Source organism: Streptomyces sp. NPDC046862 (genome assembly GCF_040704615.1).
Taxonomy (GTDB): domain Bacteria; phylum Actinomycetota; class Actinomycetes; order Streptomycetales; family Streptomycetaceae; genus Streptomyces.
In genome coordinates, this window is record NZ_JBEYXP010000093.1 from 1 (window position 1) to 15,765 (window position 15,765).

A 15,765-nucleotide genomic window follows, 5' to 3' on the forward strand; every position below is an offset into this window, starting at 1 on the left:
GCCGGAGAACAGGATCACCGGCCGCTCGAACTCGCCCGCCACCTCACGGAAGATGTGCACCGCCTCGGACTCCAGCGAGTCCAGGTGCGACAGGGTGTACGCGCTGTCGGTCTCCGAGGAGACGGTCGCGGCCGTTGTCATGCCAGGCCCCTTTCGACGAGCAGCTTGTGGACCGTGGCGGCGGACTCCCGCACGGTCTGGTTCTGCGACTCGATGCGCAGGTCGGGAGTCTCGGGCTCCTCGTAGGGGTCGTCGACACCGGTGAGCCCGGAGATCTCGCCCGCGGCCTGCTTGGCGTACAGCCCCTTCACGTCGCGTACGGAGCAGACCTCGACCGGGGTGGCCACGTGGACCTCGATGTACGCGGCGCCGCTCGCCTGGTGGCGCTTGCGGACGGCCTCGCGGCTGTCGGCGTAGGGCGCGATGACCGGCACGAGCGCCTTCACACCGTTGCGGGCCAGCAGGTCGGCGAGGAAGCCGACGCGCTGCACGTTGGTGTGGCGGTCGGCGCGGCTGAATCCGAGGTCGGCGGTGAGGAACTGACGGATCTCGTCGCCGTCGAGCACCTCGACGAGGTGGCCGTCCTCGCGCAGCCGGCTCGCCAGCTCGTACGCGATGGTGGTCTTGCCGGCGCTCGGCAGACCCGTGAGCCAGACGGTGGCTCCGGTCGTCACGTGGTTCTCCCGGGGGTTCGGAGACGGTGTGGTGGTCGCGGGCGTCGTCATCAGTGCAGCCCGCACTCGGTCTTGGAGCGCCCCGCCCAGCGGCCGGCGCGCGCGTCCTCGCCCTCCACGACACGACGGGTGCAGGGGGCGCAGCCCACGGAGGGGTAGCCGTCCATCAGCAGCGGGTTGGTGAGCACGCCGTGCTCGGCGACGTACGCGTCCACGTCGTCCTGGGTCCAGCGCGCGATCGGCGAGACCTTGACCTTGCCGCGCTTCTCGTCCCAGCCGACGACCGGGGTGTTCGCCCGGGTCTCGGACTCGTCGCGGCGCAGGCCCGTCGCCCACGCGTCGTAGCGGGTCAGGCCCTCCTCCAGCGGCTTGACCTTGCGCAGGAAGCAGCACAGGTCGGGGTCGCGGTCGTGCAGCTTCGGCCCGTACTCGGCGTCCTGCTCGGCCACGGTCTGGCGCGGCGTGAGCGTGATGACGTTGACGTCCATCACGGCCTCGACCGCGTCACGGGTGCCGATGGTCTCCGGGAAGTGGTAGCCGGTGTCGAGGAAGACGACGTCCACGCCGGGCCGGGCACGGGAGGCGAGGTGCGCGACCACGGCGTCCTCCATGGAGGAGGTCACGCAGAAACGCTTCCCGAAGGTGTCCACGGCCCACTGGAGGATCTCCAGCGCGGAAGCGTCCTCCAGGTCACGGCCGGCCTGCTCGGCGAGGGCCTTCAGTTCGGCGCGCTTGGCCGCGTCCGGGTCGCCCGCGTCGTTCACGGATGCGTCGGATGTGCTGGATGTGCCGGATGTATCGGAATCCGCCTGAGCGGTATTCATATCTGATCCCCTCCACTGTCGGCTCGCTCAAGCCCCCGGGCGAGAAGCCCCAGGAACTTCAACTGGAAGGCTCGATTGCACGCCCCGCATTCCCACGCGCCGTGGCCCTCTTCGCTCGGGCGCAGGTCCTCGTCGCCGCAGTAGGGGCAGTAGAACGGGGCGGCACGCTCGCTCACGACAGTGCCTCCTCGTCGGCACGCGCGGCCCACGTGGCGAACCGCTCGCCGTCCTCGCGCTCCGCCTGGAACCGCTTGAGGACGCGCTCGACGTAGTCGGGCAGTTCGTCGGAGGTGACCTTCAGACCGCGCACCTTGCGGCCGAACCCGGCCTGAAGGCCGAGCGCGCCGCCCAGGTGCACCTGGTAGCCCTCGACCTGCTCGCCCTGGTCGTCGAGGACGAGCTGTCCCTTGAGACCGATGTCCGCGACCTGGATACGGGCGCAGGCGTTGGGGCAGCCGTTGATGTTGATGGTGATCGGCTCGTCGAAGTCCGGGATACGGCGCTCCAGCTCGTCGATCAGGGACGAACCGCGCTGCTTGGTCTCGACGATGGCGAGCTTGCAGTACTCGATGCCGGTGCAGGCCATGGTGCCGCGCCGGAACGGGGAGGGCTTGGCGGTCAGGTCCAGGGCCTCAAGCGCCTCGACCAGCGCCTCGACCTGCGCCTCCTCGACATCGAGGACGATCATCTTCTGCTCGACGGTCGTACGGACCCGGCCAGAGCCGTGGGCCTCCGCCACCTCGGCGATCTTCGTCAGCGTGGCACCGTCGACGCGGCCGACGCGCGGGGCGAACCCGACGTAGAAGCGGCCGTCCTGCTGCCGGTGCACGCCGACGTGGTCACGCCAGCGCTCCACGGGCTCGGCGGGCGCGGGACCGTCGGTCAGCTTCCGCTTGAGGTACTCGTCCTCCAGGACCTGGCGGAACTTCTCCGCACCCCAGTCGGCGACCAGGAACTTCAGGCGGGCGCGGGTGCGCAGTCGCCGGTAGCCGTAGTCGCGGAAGATACCGATCACGCCCGCCCAGACGTCCGGTACCTCCTCCAGCGGCACCCAGGCGCCGAGCCGGACGCCGATCTTCGGGTTGGTCGACAGGCCGCCGCCGACCCACAGGTCGAAGCCGGGACCGTGCTCGGGGTGCTCGACACCGACGAACGCCACGTCGTTGATCTCGTGCGCGACGTCGAGGAGCGGGGAACCGGAGATCGCCGTCTTGAACTTGCGGGGCAGGTTGGAGAACTCCTTGCTGCCGATGTACCGCTCGTGGATCTCGTCGATGGCGGAGGAGCCGTCGACGATCTCGTCCTCGGCGATGCCGGCGACCGGCGAGCCGATGATGACGCGCGGGGTGTCACCGCAGGCCTCGGTGGTGGACAGGCCGACGGCCTCCAGCCGGTCCCAGATCTCCGGTACGTCCTCGATGCGGATCCAGTGCAGCTGGATGTTCTGCCGGTCGGTGATGTCCGCGGTGCCGCGCGCGAACTCCTGCGAGATCTCGCCGATCACACGCAGCTGCTGCGTGGTCAGCCGCCCGCCGTCCACGCGGACGCGCAGCATGAAGTACTTGTCGTCCAGCTCCTCCGGCTCCAGGATGGCGGTCTTGCCGCCGTCGATGCCGGGCTTGCGCTGGGTGTACAGCCCCCACCAGCGCATACGACCGCGCAGGTCGTTGGGGTCGATGGAGTCGAAGCCCCGCTTCGAGTAGATCGTCTCAATACGTGTCCGCACATTGAGACCGTCGTCGTCCTTCTTGAACTGCTCGTTGCCGTTCAGCGGGGTGAAGTGACCTACGGCCCACTGACCCTCGCCACGGTGACGGCTCACCTTGCGGCGGGGCGTGGCAGGGCGTTGCGGGGTGGCGGCCATGGTTGGTACGTCCTTCGGGACAGGCGGGATTGCGGCTCTGACCTGCGCGTACGGGAGCATTACGGCGTGCGTGCCATACGTGCGCGGCGTTGCGCAGGATGAGGCAGAAGGGGGGATGCGGCGGTGCTGCGGCTGGTCAGCTCGCCGGACAGATGGCGCTGGACATGCGGCCGAGGTCGACGTGCCGCCGACTCACCAAGGCAATTCCAGTTCCAGACATGACGGAAGCGTGTCATGCCTCTTTAGACTCAGTCCACCATTATCCATATCGTGGACAAGGTTGTCTCGCATGCCGGGACGCTGTGATGTGCGTCATGACGAGCCTAGGCCCCAGGCCAAGGCCCCGGCGCCGGCACCTCCGGCTCCTGTTCGACCTTGGTGTCGAAGAGCCTGAATCCCCGCCGCTGGTAGTTGGCCATCGCGTGCTCCCCGTCCTTGCTGCACGTGTGCAGCCAGACCCGCTTGGTCGGGGGCAGCCCCGGCCACCGCTCGGCCAGGTCCCAGGCCCGCGCCGTTCCGTACGACAGCAGGTGCCCGCCGATGCGCCGGCCCCGGAACGCCGGGACGAGACCGAAGTGCGCGATCTCCACGACCCCGCCGTCCTGCGGTTCGAGCTCGACGTACCCGGCGGGCGTCCCGCGGTCGTAGGCCACCCACGTCTCCACGCCGGGCCGCTCCAGGTGCTCGCGCCAGCGCGCGTACGACCACGACAGCAGGTCGGTCCAGCGGATGTCGCCGCCGACGGAGGTGTACAGGAAGCGGCTGAACTCGGGGGAGGGGACCTCGGCGCGGACGACCCGGACGTCGCCCTCCGGGCCCTGCGCGGGCAGGAGGTCGGCCGGGGACGTCTGCTCCAGGGACCAGGTGGTCACGGTGATGGTGGACATGGCAGCCAGAAAACCACGAGGCCGGACCGGGCACCAAAGCCGGGTCCGGCCCCAGCGACGCTCAGGCCCACGGCGGTGGCGGCGGCGGGATCTGCCGCCCGACCACCGTGCCCAGCACCCGTGCCACGGGGAAGTAGCCCACGTGGCGCGAGTCATAGCTGTTCCCCGGATTGTCGCCGAGGAGGACGACTCTGCCGGGCGGCACGACGGGGCCCGCCGTACGGTCCAGGGCCGGTACGCGGTCCAGCGGGGCCGGGTCGCCGGGGACCGCCGCCACGCGTTTGATGATCCATCGCCTGGCCGCCACCGCGCGGGAGGATGCCGAGCGGTCCAGCGACGGCAGGGGCCAGGTCACACCCCGCGCGGGGCGCTCCAGCACGACCACGCGCCCCACCGCGATCCGGCCGCCGCGGTGGACGAGGACCTGGGCACCGTCCTCGTACACCGGTGTCATGCTGGTGCCGCGCACGGTCACCCGGACCACCGTGTACCGCAGCAGTACGGCCGTGCCCGCCAGGCCGAGCGCCGTGGCGGACGCGGCCCAGTACCCACGGCGCGTCACCGGCGGCCTGCTTCGACGCCGGGCCGGCTGTCCTCCGCCCGGTAGCCGGACGCCTGGAGGGCGAACAGCCGCGCGTACTCTCCGTCCGCCGCCATGAGGGCCGCGTGGCTGCCCCGTTCGACGACCCGTCCCGCCGCGAGCACCACGATCACGTCGGCCTCCCGGACCGAGCCGAGCCGGTGGGAGATCAGCAGGCTGGTCCGGCCGCGCCGGTGTGTCCGCAGCGCCTCCTGGATCTCCGCCTCCGCCTGTGCGTCGAGCCCGGAGGCCGGCTCGTCGAGAACCATCAGGTCCTGCTCGTCGCGCAGGAACGCGCGGGCCAGCGCGAGTCGCTGCCACTGTCCTCCGGAGAGCACGACACCGGTGGCCGGGTCGCCGTTCTCCGACATCGTGGGGAAGCGGCGGGACAGGAGCGTGCCGTACCGCAGGGGCAGGGTGGACAGCTTGTCGTGGATGCCCGCCCGCTCCGCCGCACCCCGGATCCGTCGCACGTCGTCGAAGGCGTCCAGATCGCCCAGTCCGATATTCTCCGCCGCCGTCATGTCATACGCCATGTAGTCCTGGAACGCCGCCCCGATCCGGGTACGCAACCCGCGCGGATCGACGTCCCGCAGGTCGACGCCGTCCCAGAGGATCGCGCCGCGCGTCGGGTCGTAGAACCGGCACAGCAGCTTCACCAGGGTGGACTTGCCCGAACCGTTCAGGCCCACGAGCGCCAGCGACTCCCCGTGCCGCAGACGGAAGCTGACCCCGCGCAGCACCCAGGGGTGGTCGTCGGAGTAACGGAACCACACGTCCCGGAACTCGATGCCGTCCCGCAGCGCGGGCAGCGGGACCGGAGCGGCGGCGACCGGCAGGTCCGGCTCGCAGCGGACGACGTCCAGGTAGTGCTCGAACAGCAACAGCGCCTCGTGGGAGCCCGCGACGTGTCCCGCGACGGCGGTGAGCGAGCCCTGTACCCCCGCGACCGCCGCGATGAAGATCGCGATGTCGCCCACCGAGAGATGACCGGACCGCGCCGCCAGGACGGCCCACACCACCCCGCCGCCCGAGACCAGCGCGGCGAGCAGCGCCAGCCCGGACTGGACGAGCGCGTCACGCCGGTCCAGCAGCGCCTTGGCCGCGTTGGCCGTGCGCCGGTCGGTGAGCATCCGGCCCTGGAGGAAGGCGCCGATGCCGAACAGCCGTACCTCCTTGGCGGCTTCGACGGTCGACAGCAACTCGCTGTAGAAGATCTCGCGCCGTTCCGTGGGCCCGAGGTCCCAGTGCAGGCGGACCCGCTGCCGGGACAGGACCAGTTCGGCCACGAGCGCGGGCACCCCCGCCGCCAGCACCAGTACGGTCATCGCGGGGCTGAGGACGAAGAGGGAGCCCAGGAAGCCGGTGACCGTGATCGCGGCCTGGGTCAGTCCCAGTGTCCCGTTGAGCACCTGGCCCGGTCCGAGGGTGCTCGTGTGCTGGGCCAGCCGGAGCCGGTCGAGGAACGATGGGCTCTCGAACCGCTTCAGGCCGACGAAGGCGTTGACGGCCGTGAACAGCCGATCCTGCGTCAGCAGGCCGATCGCGCGGTCAAGTTGCGACCGCAGGTACTGATTCGTGTGCGTGGTCACCGCGGTCACCACTCCGACGCCTGCCAGCCCCGCCGCCAGCCCTACGAGGGTGGCGGTCGAAGTGCCGCCGTCCGTCAGGCCGTCCAGGGCGAGTTTGGTCAGCCAGGCTGCCGTCACGGGAAGCGCACCCGTCGCGAGCGTCAGCAGCACATGGCCGGTGAAGACCGCCGGCGCCGCTCGTGCCGCCAGGGCGATGGCCGCCGCCGCGTGCCGGGGGAGGCGCGGGAGCCGTGCCCGCCGGGTCGCCCTCCGCTCCCGGCCGGTGTACTTCCGCGCTCGGCGCGGGCCGGGAGCGGGAGATGAGGCCCCGGTCACGCGGCCAGGCTGGTCGGGCGGCTGAGTGTCACGTCGTCGTCCACGACGACGAGTCGGCCCCCGGTGCCGCGTTCGGCGCGCAGGACGCTCGGGAAGGCCCGGATCCCCAACGCGGTGCTCATCGCGCCGTCGGAGTCCTCGACCACTACATGGGCGACCGGGCTCAACTCGGCCGCGAACTCGGCCGCCGCGTCGGCGTCCCCGACGACGGTCGCGATCACCGAGGACCGGCCTCCGGGCTCCTGCCGCGCGTACTCGACGAAGCGGGGAAGCTTGTCCCGGCAGGGCTCGCAGGTGGGGGAGAAGACCCCGAAGAGGATCGAACCGGTCAGCAGGTCGCGCATTAGGGGCTCCCCAGCGATGGTCGACGTGTCGAACTCGCCGACTTCCTCGCCCACTTCGAGGCGGACCGGCTCTCCCTGCATGGCTCCGAACATCTCGGTGTGCTCCCGCAGTCGTTTGACGACGCCGAGGGTGAGGACCAGGTTCAGCGCGCACAGCGTTCCGACGACGGCCACGACGGCGATCAGGACGGGCATGAGTGCTCCTTGGCTGATGGGTGTCATAGGGGTTTGAGTGGGCCGACAGGTCAGGCCGACCGGCGGTTGGGGCCGGTCGCGCCGGTCCGCGCGGGGACGGACAGCGGACGGAAGAGGGTGAGCAGGTGGTCGAGCTGAGTGATCACCGCCCCGGCGAACAGTCCGGTGGCCCCGGCCACCACCGCACCGCCCGGCCTGGCGTCGGCGGCCACCGGCGCGGAGAGCGCTCCGGCCATGGCGACGGCGCAGAGCACGACGTTGCGCACGATGTGCGGGGTGCCGAGCGGCGTCGTCGAGGCGCCGAAGCAGCGGCAGGGGGCTGTGGCTCCTCGGCGTACGGCCGCCGCGATGCCGGTGGTGAAGCCCGCCAGCAGGGCGACGGCGGCGAGAAACCCGGCCGTCGCGGCACTCCGTCCTGGTACGGCCACCAGGACGCACACGGCCACCTCCCAGGCGATCACCGTCCGGGCCACCGGGCGGACGAGGACGGGCGGCACCACACCCAGGGCCCGGACGGACCCGACGAAGGCGGTGAACGCGGAGCGTCCGGCGACCTTGCCCACGACGGACACCAGGAACACCAGTCCCAGCAGTCCGCGTGCTCCCGCGAACAGGTATTCCATCGAACTGCCTCCGGGCGTGTAGAGGTCGGGATGGAGCCGTGCGGTGGGCGTCCACCCACCGCACGGCGGTAACGACGGGACGAACGGCCGTCAGATGCACTCGCCGGCGCCGGGGCGGCAGTTCGCGCAGCGGTCGAAGACCGGGGTGCCGCCTTCGCACGGATACTTCTGGTACCACCGGTGCCCGGTCGACGCACAGCCGGACGAGGCGCCGCCCTGCACGCACAGGCGACACGTGCAGGCCGCGGCGGCGGACGCCTCCACCCGCGGCACCAGCAGGTTCAGCATCCTGCTGCCCAGTCCCTCAAGCCTTGTGAGCATGTCTCGCTCCTTCGCGATCGATGGGAGGACCGTTGCGAACGGTGAGGCACGGGCTCACGGCCGCTTGCCGTGAACGGTGCCCCTGGTAACGAGAGTGCTGGACGGCCGCGGGGCTGTCGTTGACCCCGAGTGCGGGGTGGTTGTCGGTCCGTGCGGTGTCGCCCGCCGGCGGAAGTCGCGTGGCGCGGCCCCGTACACGGACCGGAACACCCGGCTGAAGTGCGCCTTGTCCGGGAATCCCCAGCGCGCGGCGATGGAATGGATCGGCTGCCCCGCGAGCCGCGGATCGGCGAGATCGCGTCGGCACCGCTCAAGCCGTTCCTGCCGGATCCAGGCGGCCACGGTCTGGCCGTCCTCCTCGAAGAGGGTGTACAGGGAACGGCGGGACAACTGGTGTTCCGCGGCGATGCGCTCCGGAGTGAGCGGATCGGCGAGGTGCTGCCGGATGAACTGCCGGATCTGCGTCCGCAGCACTCGTCTGCGGTCCTCGGTGTCCAGGCCCTCAGCGGGACCGATCGCACCGGTGAGCACCGACGCGACCAGGTTGGTGGTGACCTCGGTGAGGAAGGGCCCGTCGGGCCGCGCGAACTCGTCGGCACGGCCGGTGATGTCCGACAGCCAGCGTGCCAGCGCGCCGCCCATGCCCGGACCGAGGGGGACGGGAACGACGTGGAGCCGTCGTACGGTGCGCGGGGGCAACCGCAGTACGGCGCGCGGGAACTGGGCGATCACGAAGGAGTGGACGCCGGCCGGGTCGTCGAACCGTCCGCTGTAGGGGCTGGAACTGTCCAGCAACAACAACTGCCCGGCGTCGACGCGGGTGTTGCACCGCTCGGCGCTGACGGTGGCCCGCCCTCTCCTCATGTACAGGACGTGGAAGGCCTGTGGGTCGCACCGTCGGATGAGCGGCACGGTGCGGGCGAAGCGGGTCCGCGGGCACACCAGTGCCGCGACCCACAGGCCACCGAGGTGCAGGCCCCGCAGGCCCGCGCGGAGCCGTGCGGGGCCGTCGGGCCGCAGGGCCGGCACGTGCCAGAGCCCGGTGATCTCGTCCAGCACCGCGCGGTGCGGCCGGAGCAGTTCGCCGTGAGTACCGGGTGGACAGCCTTCGGGCATACCCACGTTCTCCTCCTGGTTCGGCGTGGTCGTGTCCCGTAAGACCGAAGAGGGGACCGATGGCCCCCTCTTCGGTGGTGGAACGACCCTGCACGACCAGGCTTGCCCGAAACCTGTCAGAAACCTTGAATCCGCTGATGACAGCCCTGCGCGGTTCCAAGACCTTCAGGAGACTCCTAGCCCAAGGAGTTGTTGACCGCCGACAGCGGCACCGCGTACAGCGCCCGCTCGGGGATGGCCGTCGGCTTCCACTCGTTGTCCTTGTTCGCCGCCCACTCCGTGAGCGTCCACAGCTCGCCGGTCCTCTGTGAGTACGACATGGACTCGGTGTGCTGGCCCCAGCACGCGTACGACTGGTCGGAGGTGCACCGGGCGGCGTCGGCACCGTCCTCGTCCTGCCGCCACAGAGTGCCGTGCTTGCCTCTGGTGCCGGGGGCGTAGTCGACGTACCAGTCGGCCTTGCTCGCCCCGCTCGGCTTGTGCGAGATCACGCCCTGCAGGCCGACCGCCTTGGTCTCGTACGCCTCGTCCGCGTTCACGATGTCGCTGGAGTTGGAGCCCAGCAGGCCCGTGCGGCTGAGCTGGGTGCTGAAGTAGTAGCGCCAGAGGCGGGCGGGCTCGGTGCCGCCCGAGCTGAACCACTCACCCGCGACCAGGCTGTTGGGCGTCGAGGTGCGGTCCAGCGAGATGGAGCCGAAGCACGGGACCGCGTTGTCGTTGTCCGCGTCGCACTTGCCGCCCGTCAGGTTGTACGAGCCGATGGCCGGCAGCACGTACTGGTAGCCGTGTGCCGAGTAGCCGCCGCTCACCTTGCCGACCGCGCTGCTGTTGACGTCGGCCTGGAGGATGCGGTGCATGTCGAAGACGAAGAGGGCGTTGTTGTGGCCGGCGCCGTTCTTCGCGGTGACGATCAGCTTGTCCTGGTACCAGACCATGCCGCCGATGTGGGAACGCACGGCACCGAAGGTGTCGCCGCCCGAGAGAGGGGCGACGAGGAGGACCCAGCGGTACTTGAGGTTGTCCGGGTCGTTCGCGTCGATGAAGGCGACCCGGGCGAGGCCCTTGTCGGCCGCCGGCTCACCGGGCTTGTGGTCGTTGTGCGTCCAGCCGGACAGGATGACGTTGTCCTCGCCCCACCGGCCGTCGTCGTCGGCGTCGGCGGAGGTCGTCACGGACTGGGGGAGCCACTTCTGGGTCGTCGCGTCACCGGTGTCCCAGCAGTACGCGCGGGTCGCCGTGGGCTCGACCGGCAGGGCCGCCCGCTCGGTGTCGTAGCAGGCGGACTTGTTCCGCATGGTGTGGTTGGCGCTCTGCAGGACGCCGTGCACGCCGACGTTCCCGCCCATGTTGCTCGTCAGCTTGTCGAGGGTCGTCTCGCGGACGAGGTTCTCGTGCAGCTGGAGCTTCGCCATCTCGCTGCTCGACGAGGTGAGCGACCTGAGCGCACCCGGGTCGTCGCCGCCCGCGGCCTGCGAGGTGCTGATCAGGGTGGCCGCGGCGGTCAGTCCGAGCGCGGTCCCGGTCAGAGCGGCGCGCAGCGCACGGCCCCTTCTGCGTCGACGGTGTCTCCCGCGACTCATACAACCTCCCAGGGACGGCCAACTGCCTCTCATGATCAAGACGTTGACGGAGAGCCAGGTGGGGTGGCCTGGGAGTGATGCTACTTCAGAGGGACCCCGTCGCGGTTGGAGTACTGCATAAATGCAGGGATATCCCTCACCTGTGGGCTACCGTTCGTTCACCCGCGCGCCCGCACCACGCCCGGGGCCATCGAGTGCGGCAGCAGGTCGAGCGGGTCGTCCGGCAGCAGGACGTCGACGTCCGTGCCCTCCGTGAAGCGGTACGGCCGGTGTTCCAGGAAGGCGCCCATGTAGCGGCGTACGCGGGACATCTCCGCGCGGACCGTGACCGTGCGAGCCGGGTCGCCGAACACGTCGTCGGCCAGGGCCGCCGCGGTGCGGCCGGTGGGGTGGAGGGCGAGAAGGTAGAGCAGTTCGGCGTGTCGCGGGCTGAGTTCGTGCGTCCAGGAGCCCGCGCCGCCCGACGCGGTCACCGTGCAGCGGCGCGGGTGCGCCAGGTCCAGGACGATGCGGGCCCCGCCGTCGGCCGGCGACTCGGCACTGGGACGTATCAGCCAGCCCCCGGGCAGGGGCTCCACGTGACACAGCCCCAGATGGGGCAGCCGGCTCCGGCCGGGGGAGAGGGACTTCGGCAGGGCCAGCCGGTTCGTGTACGGCATGCCGGTCACCGCGGCCGTCCAGCCGTCCGTGTCCACGGCCGCCGCCCGGCCGCCGATCCGTGCCAGCACCGGCGCGGCGACCGCGCGCAGCCGTTCCAGCGAGGTCAGGTGCAGGTCCCGCAGCCGGGCCTCGGCGAGCTTGGCCACCGAGCCGACGAGGGCGAGCGTGGCGGGATGGTGGGACTCCGGCGGGCCGCTGACGTCCACCGCGCCCAGCAGCCGCCCGTCACGCGGGTCGGTGATGGGGGCGCCGGCGCACACCCAGGACTGCAGGGTGCGCGCGAAGTGCTCGGCGGAGACCACCTCCACCGGGCGGCGGGCCACGAGCGGGGTGCCGATGCCGTTCGTGCCGATCACCTCCTCCCGGAAGTCCCCGCCGATTCCGAGCCCCTGCCCGTCCGCCTTGCGCAGCCCGACCGGGCTGCCCTCGCGCCACAGCGCCCGGCCTTCCGCGTCGGCGACCACCACGATGTGCTGTGCGGAGTCCGCGAACGGCAGCAGCCCCTCGTGCAGCACGGGCAGGACGTGCCGCAGCCGTGAGGTCTGCCTGCGCCGCTCCACCTCGTCCAGGCCGAGCACATCGGCCCGTAAGTCGTGGTCGGGGTCGACTCCGCCGCGGACCGTGCGGTCCCAGGACTCCCTGATCACCGGCCGCGGCGCCACTTTCGGCCGCTCTCCGGCGAGCGCGGCGCCGCGCACCTCGCCGAGCACCCGTGCCGCCCGTCTCGTGTCCTGGGCGGCGAGCCGCGTGACATCCATCGGCGAGTGCGCCACTCGATCCTCCCCGCAGACCCGCGTGCGTTGACCGCGGGCCTCAAGTGTGCCGCCGAACGACCACGGAGGGACACAGTCCGGCCACAGAGAGCTGACGAGTTGCAACCCCCCGCAACCCTGGCGAACAGCCGTACGGTGCTTGACACTTGTTCAGCGCCGTTCGCTGGGGCGGTCGCGCTCCAGCTCGGGGGCCGAGGCAGCGGGGGTGGTGCCGTGTCGGCGCAGCATCACCCCCGCGTCGTTTACCGGGACCGAACCCGCCCCTGTCATAAGGCGGTTGGGCGCGTCCCCGGGCCGTACGGCAGTCGCCGACCGTCGCAGTGGTCGTACGGCGGTCGCGGGGCCGTCCCCGTGGCGGATGGCCGGAAGTGACGTCCGGAAGTGACGTACGGCGAAACGGCCCTCGGCTCACCGTGCGAAACGGCTCTCGGCTCCCCGTGCGAAACGGCCCTCAGCTCACCGGACGCGCCCGCTCGACCACCGACGCCAGGTCCAGGCTGTGCGGCAGCGTCCCGAAGGCCGTGCCCCAGTCGCCGCCGAGGCGCGAGGCGCAGAACGCGTCGGCGACCGCCGGCGGCGCGTACCGCACCAGCAGCGAACCCTGGAGCACCAGGGCGAGGCGCTCGACGACACGGCGGGCGCGGGCCTCGATGCCGTCCAGGTCGGCGAGCTCGGTCAGCAGGTTCTTGATGGCGCCGTCCAGCCGGTGATCGGCACCCCGGGCCCGGCCCACCTCCGTCAGGACCGCGTTCAGCGCCTGCGGCTCGCGCTGCAGGGCGCGCAGCACGTCCAGCGCCTGCACGTTCCCCGCGCCCTCCCAGATCGAGTTCAGCGGCGACTCGCGCAGCAGCCGGGGCATGCCCGACTCCTCCACGTACCCGTTGCCGCCCAGGCACTCCAGGGCCTCGGCCACCATCGGCGTGGCGCGCTTGGTCACCCAGTACTTCGCGGTCGGCACCGCGAGCCGCAGGAACGCGCGCTCCTCCTCGGACCCGTCGTCGTACGCGGCGGCCAGCCTCAGCGCCAGCGTCGTCGCCGCCTCCGACTCCAGCGCCAGGTCAGCCAGCACGTTCCGCATCAGGGGCTTGTCGACCAGCTTCCCGCCGAACGCCTCCCGGTACGTGCAGTGGTGCACCGCCTGCGTCACCGCCTGCCGCATCTGCGAGGCCGCGCCCAGCACGCAGTCCACCCGCGTGATCGCCACCATCTCGATGATCGTGCGCACGCCCCGGCCCTCGTCACCGACCCGGCGCGCCCACGTCCCGTCGAACTCGACCTCGCTGGAGGCGTTGGACCGGTTGCCCAGCTTGTCCTTCAGCCGCTGGATGCGGAACACGTTCCGCGTGCCGTCCTCCAGTACGCGCGGCACCAGGAAGCAGGTCAGCCCGCCCGGAGCCTGCGCCAGCACCAGGAACGCGTCCGACATCGGCGCCGAACAGAACCACTTGTGCCCGGTCAGCTCGTACGTGCCGTCCTCGGCGAGCGGCCGCGCCGACGTCGTGTTGGCGCGCACGTCACTGCCGCCCTGCTTCTCCGTCATCCCCATCCCGAAGAGGACGCCGGGCTTCTGCGCGGCGGGCCGCAGCGCCTGGTCGTAGATCATCGACGTCAGCCGCGGCTCCCACTCGGCGGCCAGCGCCGGATCGGTGCGCAGGGCCGGGACCGCCGCGTGGGTCATCGACAGCGGGCAGCCGTGGCCCGCCTCGACCTGCGTCCAGATCACGAAGGAGGCCGCGCGCCGTACGTGCCCGCCCGGCCGCGCCCAGGCCGCCGTCATCCCCGCCGAGACGCCCTTGCCGAGGAGACGGTGCCAGGACGGATGGAACTCCACCTCGTCGATCCGGTGGCCGTACCGGTCGTGGGTGCGCAGCTTCGGCGGGTTCTCGTTGGCCAGCACCCCCCACTCCTGTGCCTGTACGGAACCGGCCGTGCGCCCGAGCAGTGAAAGCTCGTCGCGGACGTCGTCGAGCAGATCGGGGGCGAGGTGCCGCTCGACCGCCTCCACGAGGACCCGGTCGGCGGCGAAGACGTCATATCCCACCAGGGGCGGAGCCTGGTTGGTCACTTCATGCGTGCTGGCTGCCATGTCCCGGAACCTACCCTTCGGTAGCGCCTCGGTCACCAGTATCCGGCATCGGTACCGGAAGGTGAGGCCGACCTGCCACGGCGGATACCTTTAGGACGTGCAGCCAGCAAGTAATCCCCCCGAGTCTCCCGAGAGCGCCTCCGGTCGTCTCCACCGGGCACGCGCCCTCTACCGGAACGTCTCCAAGCGCAGGACGGCCTGGCTGCTGCTCAAGGACACCGTCAACTCGTGCATCGAGTACCGCATCCTCGGACTCGCCGCCGAGGCGGCGTTCTTCACGCTGCTGTCCGTGCCGCCGCTGCTGCTGAGCATGATCGGTCTGCTCGGCTACGTCGACGACTGGACCGGCGCGAACACCATCGCCAGCCTGCAGAACAACCTCCTGGAGGCCTCCCGCACCGTCCTGTCCGACAAGGGCGTCCACCAGATCGCCCAGCCGATCCTCGACGACGTGACGAAGGGCGGCCGCCCCGACGTCATCTCCATCGGCTTCCTCTTCGCCCTGTGGTCGGGCTCCCGGGCGGTGAACGTCTTCATCGACACCATCACCGTCATGTACGGCCTCGACGGTGTGCGCGGCATCGTCAGGACCCGGCTGATGGCGTTCCTGCTGTTCATCGTCGCGCTGCTGATCGGCTCGATCGTGCTGCCGCTGATGGTGGCCGGCCCGGACGCGGTGGTGGACATCGTCCCGGAGTCGACGACGCTCGTGCAGATCCTCTACTGGCCGGTAGTGATCATCCTGTCGGTCGTCTTCCTGACCACCCTCTACCACGTGTCCGTGCCGGTCCGCTCCCCATGGGTCGAGGACGTCCCCGGCGCCCTGGTGGCCCTCGGCATGTGGGTCCTCGGGAGCTTCCTGCTCCGTATCTACCTGACGAACACCGTCGAGGGCCCCACGATCTACGGCTCCCTCGCCGCGCCCGTGGCCGTCCTGCTCTGGATCGGCGTCTCCGCCTTCGCGGTGCTGGTCGGCGCCGCCGTCAACGCGGCCATCGACCGCGTCTGGCCGGCCGCCGCCACGGCCGCCGCACGTGCCGCGAACGAGCGTCTGCGGGAGGAGCAGGCCGCCGAGTACGTGGCACGGGCCGCCGCGGCCCGTGCCTCCGACCCCGACGACGCCGATGATCCCGACATGCCCTCGGAGTTCCCGGAACGCTGGTCCCGCTTCCTGCCCCCGGACGACGTGACGAGCCGCCTGCGCACGCATGCCAAGAGTGCCCACAAGCAAGGGGACGAACCGCCTCCGGAGGAGTAGCGCACGTTCAGGGGCGCGGGGCTGTGCCGACATGCGGCTCCGTCGCGCGGGCGCGAGCAACCACAGGAACGTT

16 protein-coding genes and 1 pseudogene are annotated in these 15,765 nt (G+C 71.1%); 1 reads left to right on the plus strand and 16 read right to left on the minus strand.

The window, feature by feature from the left end:
- The 16 genes and pseudogenes from AB0959_RS50800 to AB0959_RS50875 form a co-directional block, all read right to left on the minus strand.
- Nucleotides 1-141, minus strand: a pseudogene (locus AB0959_RS50800) (sulfate adenylyltransferase small subunit); the annotation flags it as partial.
- The gene (cysC, locus tag AB0959_RS50805; protein WP_366833814.1) at nucleotides 138-725 is read right to left on the minus strand and encodes an adenylyl-sulfate kinase; all 588 of its coding nucleotides are present in this window, start codon (nucleotides 723-725) and stop codon (nucleotides 138-140) included. The pseudogene AB0959_RS50800 and the gene cysC, both read right to left, overlap by 4 nt.
- The gene (locus tag AB0959_RS50810) at nucleotides 725-1,498 is read right to left on the minus strand and encodes a phosphoadenylyl-sulfate reductase (RefSeq protein WP_366833815.1); all 774 of its coding nucleotides are present in this window, start codon (nucleotides 1,496-1,498) and stop codon (nucleotides 725-727) included. Before AB0959_RS50810 ends, cysC begins: the two co-directional genes overlap by 1 nt.
- Nucleotides 1,495-1,674: a hypothetical protein gene (locus tag AB0959_RS50815; RefSeq protein ID WP_366833816.1), complete on the minus strand. Its 180-nt coding sequence runs from the start codon at nucleotides 1,672-1,674 to the stop codon at nucleotides 1,495-1,497. Before AB0959_RS50815 ends, AB0959_RS50810 begins: the two co-directional genes overlap by 4 nt.
- A complete protein-coding gene (locus AB0959_RS50820) occupies nucleotides 1,671-3,362 on the minus strand; it encodes a nitrite/sulfite reductase (RefSeq protein WP_366833817.1) in 1,692 nt (563 codons plus the stop codon). The genes AB0959_RS50815 and AB0959_RS50820 overlap by 4 nt, the downstream gene beginning before the upstream one ends.
- A 136-nt stretch (nucleotides 3,363-3,498) precedes the next feature.
- Entirely contained in the window at nucleotides 3,499-3,582 is an 84-nt protein-coding gene (locus tag AB0959_RS50825; RefSeq protein ID WP_309486338.1) for a putative leader peptide, read from the minus strand.
- Nucleotides 3,583-3,685: 103 nt separating this feature from the next.
- Nucleotides 3,686-4,249, minus strand: coding sequence for a GNAT family N-acetyltransferase (locus tag AB0959_RS50830; RefSeq protein ID WP_366833818.1), 564 nt, complete (start codon nucleotides 4,247-4,249; stop codon nucleotides 3,686-3,688).
- A 61-nt stretch (nucleotides 4,250-4,310) separates the two neighbouring features.
- On the minus strand, nucleotides 4,311-4,811 hold the full coding sequence (locus AB0959_RS50835) for a S26 family signal peptidase (RefSeq protein WP_366833819.1): 501 nt from the start codon (nucleotides 4,809-4,811) through the stop codon (nucleotides 4,311-4,313).
- Nucleotides 4,808-6,736 (minus strand): ABC transporter ATP-binding protein, encoded by a 1,929-nt coding sequence (locus AB0959_RS50840; protein WP_366833820.1) that lies wholly within the window; start codon nucleotides 6,734-6,736, stop codon nucleotides 4,808-4,810. The genes AB0959_RS50835 and AB0959_RS50840 overlap by 4 nt, the downstream gene beginning before the upstream one ends.
- Complete coding sequence (locus AB0959_RS50845; RefSeq protein WP_366833821.1) at nucleotides 6,733-7,275, minus strand: hypothetical protein; 543 nt, start codon at nucleotides 7,273-7,275, stop codon at nucleotides 6,733-6,735. The genes AB0959_RS50840 and AB0959_RS50845 overlap by 4 nt, the downstream gene beginning before the upstream one ends.
- Nucleotides 7,276-7,325: 50 nt before the next feature.
- Entirely contained in the window at nucleotides 7,326-7,898 is a 573-nt protein-coding gene (locus AB0959_RS50850) for a MauE/DoxX family redox-associated membrane protein (protein ID WP_366833822.1), read from the minus strand.
- Nucleotides 7,899-7,988: 90 nt separating this feature from the next.
- Nucleotides 7,989-8,219 (minus strand): hypothetical protein, encoded by a 231-nt coding sequence (locus AB0959_RS50855; protein WP_366833823.1) that lies wholly within the window; start codon nucleotides 8,217-8,219, stop codon nucleotides 7,989-7,991.
- A 54-nt stretch (nucleotides 8,220-8,273) separates the two neighbouring features.
- Complete coding sequence (locus AB0959_RS50860) at nucleotides 8,274-9,335, minus strand: helix-turn-helix domain-containing protein (RefSeq protein ID WP_366833839.1); 1,062 nt, start codon at nucleotides 9,333-9,335, stop codon at nucleotides 8,274-8,276.
- Between the two features lie 176 nt (nucleotides 9,336-9,511).
- Complete coding sequence (locus tag AB0959_RS50865) at nucleotides 9,512-10,915, minus strand: hypothetical protein (protein WP_366833824.1); 1,404 nt, start codon at nucleotides 10,913-10,915, stop codon at nucleotides 9,512-9,514.
- A 158-nt stretch (nucleotides 10,916-11,073) separates the two neighbouring features.
- Nucleotides 11,074-12,333, minus strand: a complete 1,260-nt coding sequence (locus AB0959_RS50870) for a GAF domain-containing protein (RefSeq protein WP_366833840.1) — start codon at nucleotides 12,331-12,333, stop codon at nucleotides 11,074-11,076.
- 466 nt (nucleotides 12,334-12,799) lie between these two features.
- Complete coding sequence (locus tag AB0959_RS50875) at nucleotides 12,800-14,434, minus strand: acyl-CoA dehydrogenase family protein (protein WP_366833825.1); 1,635 nt, start codon at nucleotides 14,432-14,434, stop codon at nucleotides 12,800-12,802.
- A gap of 97 nt (nucleotides 14,435-14,531) precedes the next feature.
- On the opposite strand from AB0959_RS50875, the gene AB0959_RS50880 reads away from it, so the two are divergent.
- Nucleotides 14,532-15,692 (plus strand): YihY/virulence factor BrkB family protein, encoded by a 1,161-nt coding sequence (locus AB0959_RS50880; RefSeq protein WP_366833826.1) that lies wholly within the window; start codon nucleotides 14,532-14,534, stop codon nucleotides 15,690-15,692.
- Nucleotides 15,693-15,765: the final 73 nt, after the last annotated feature.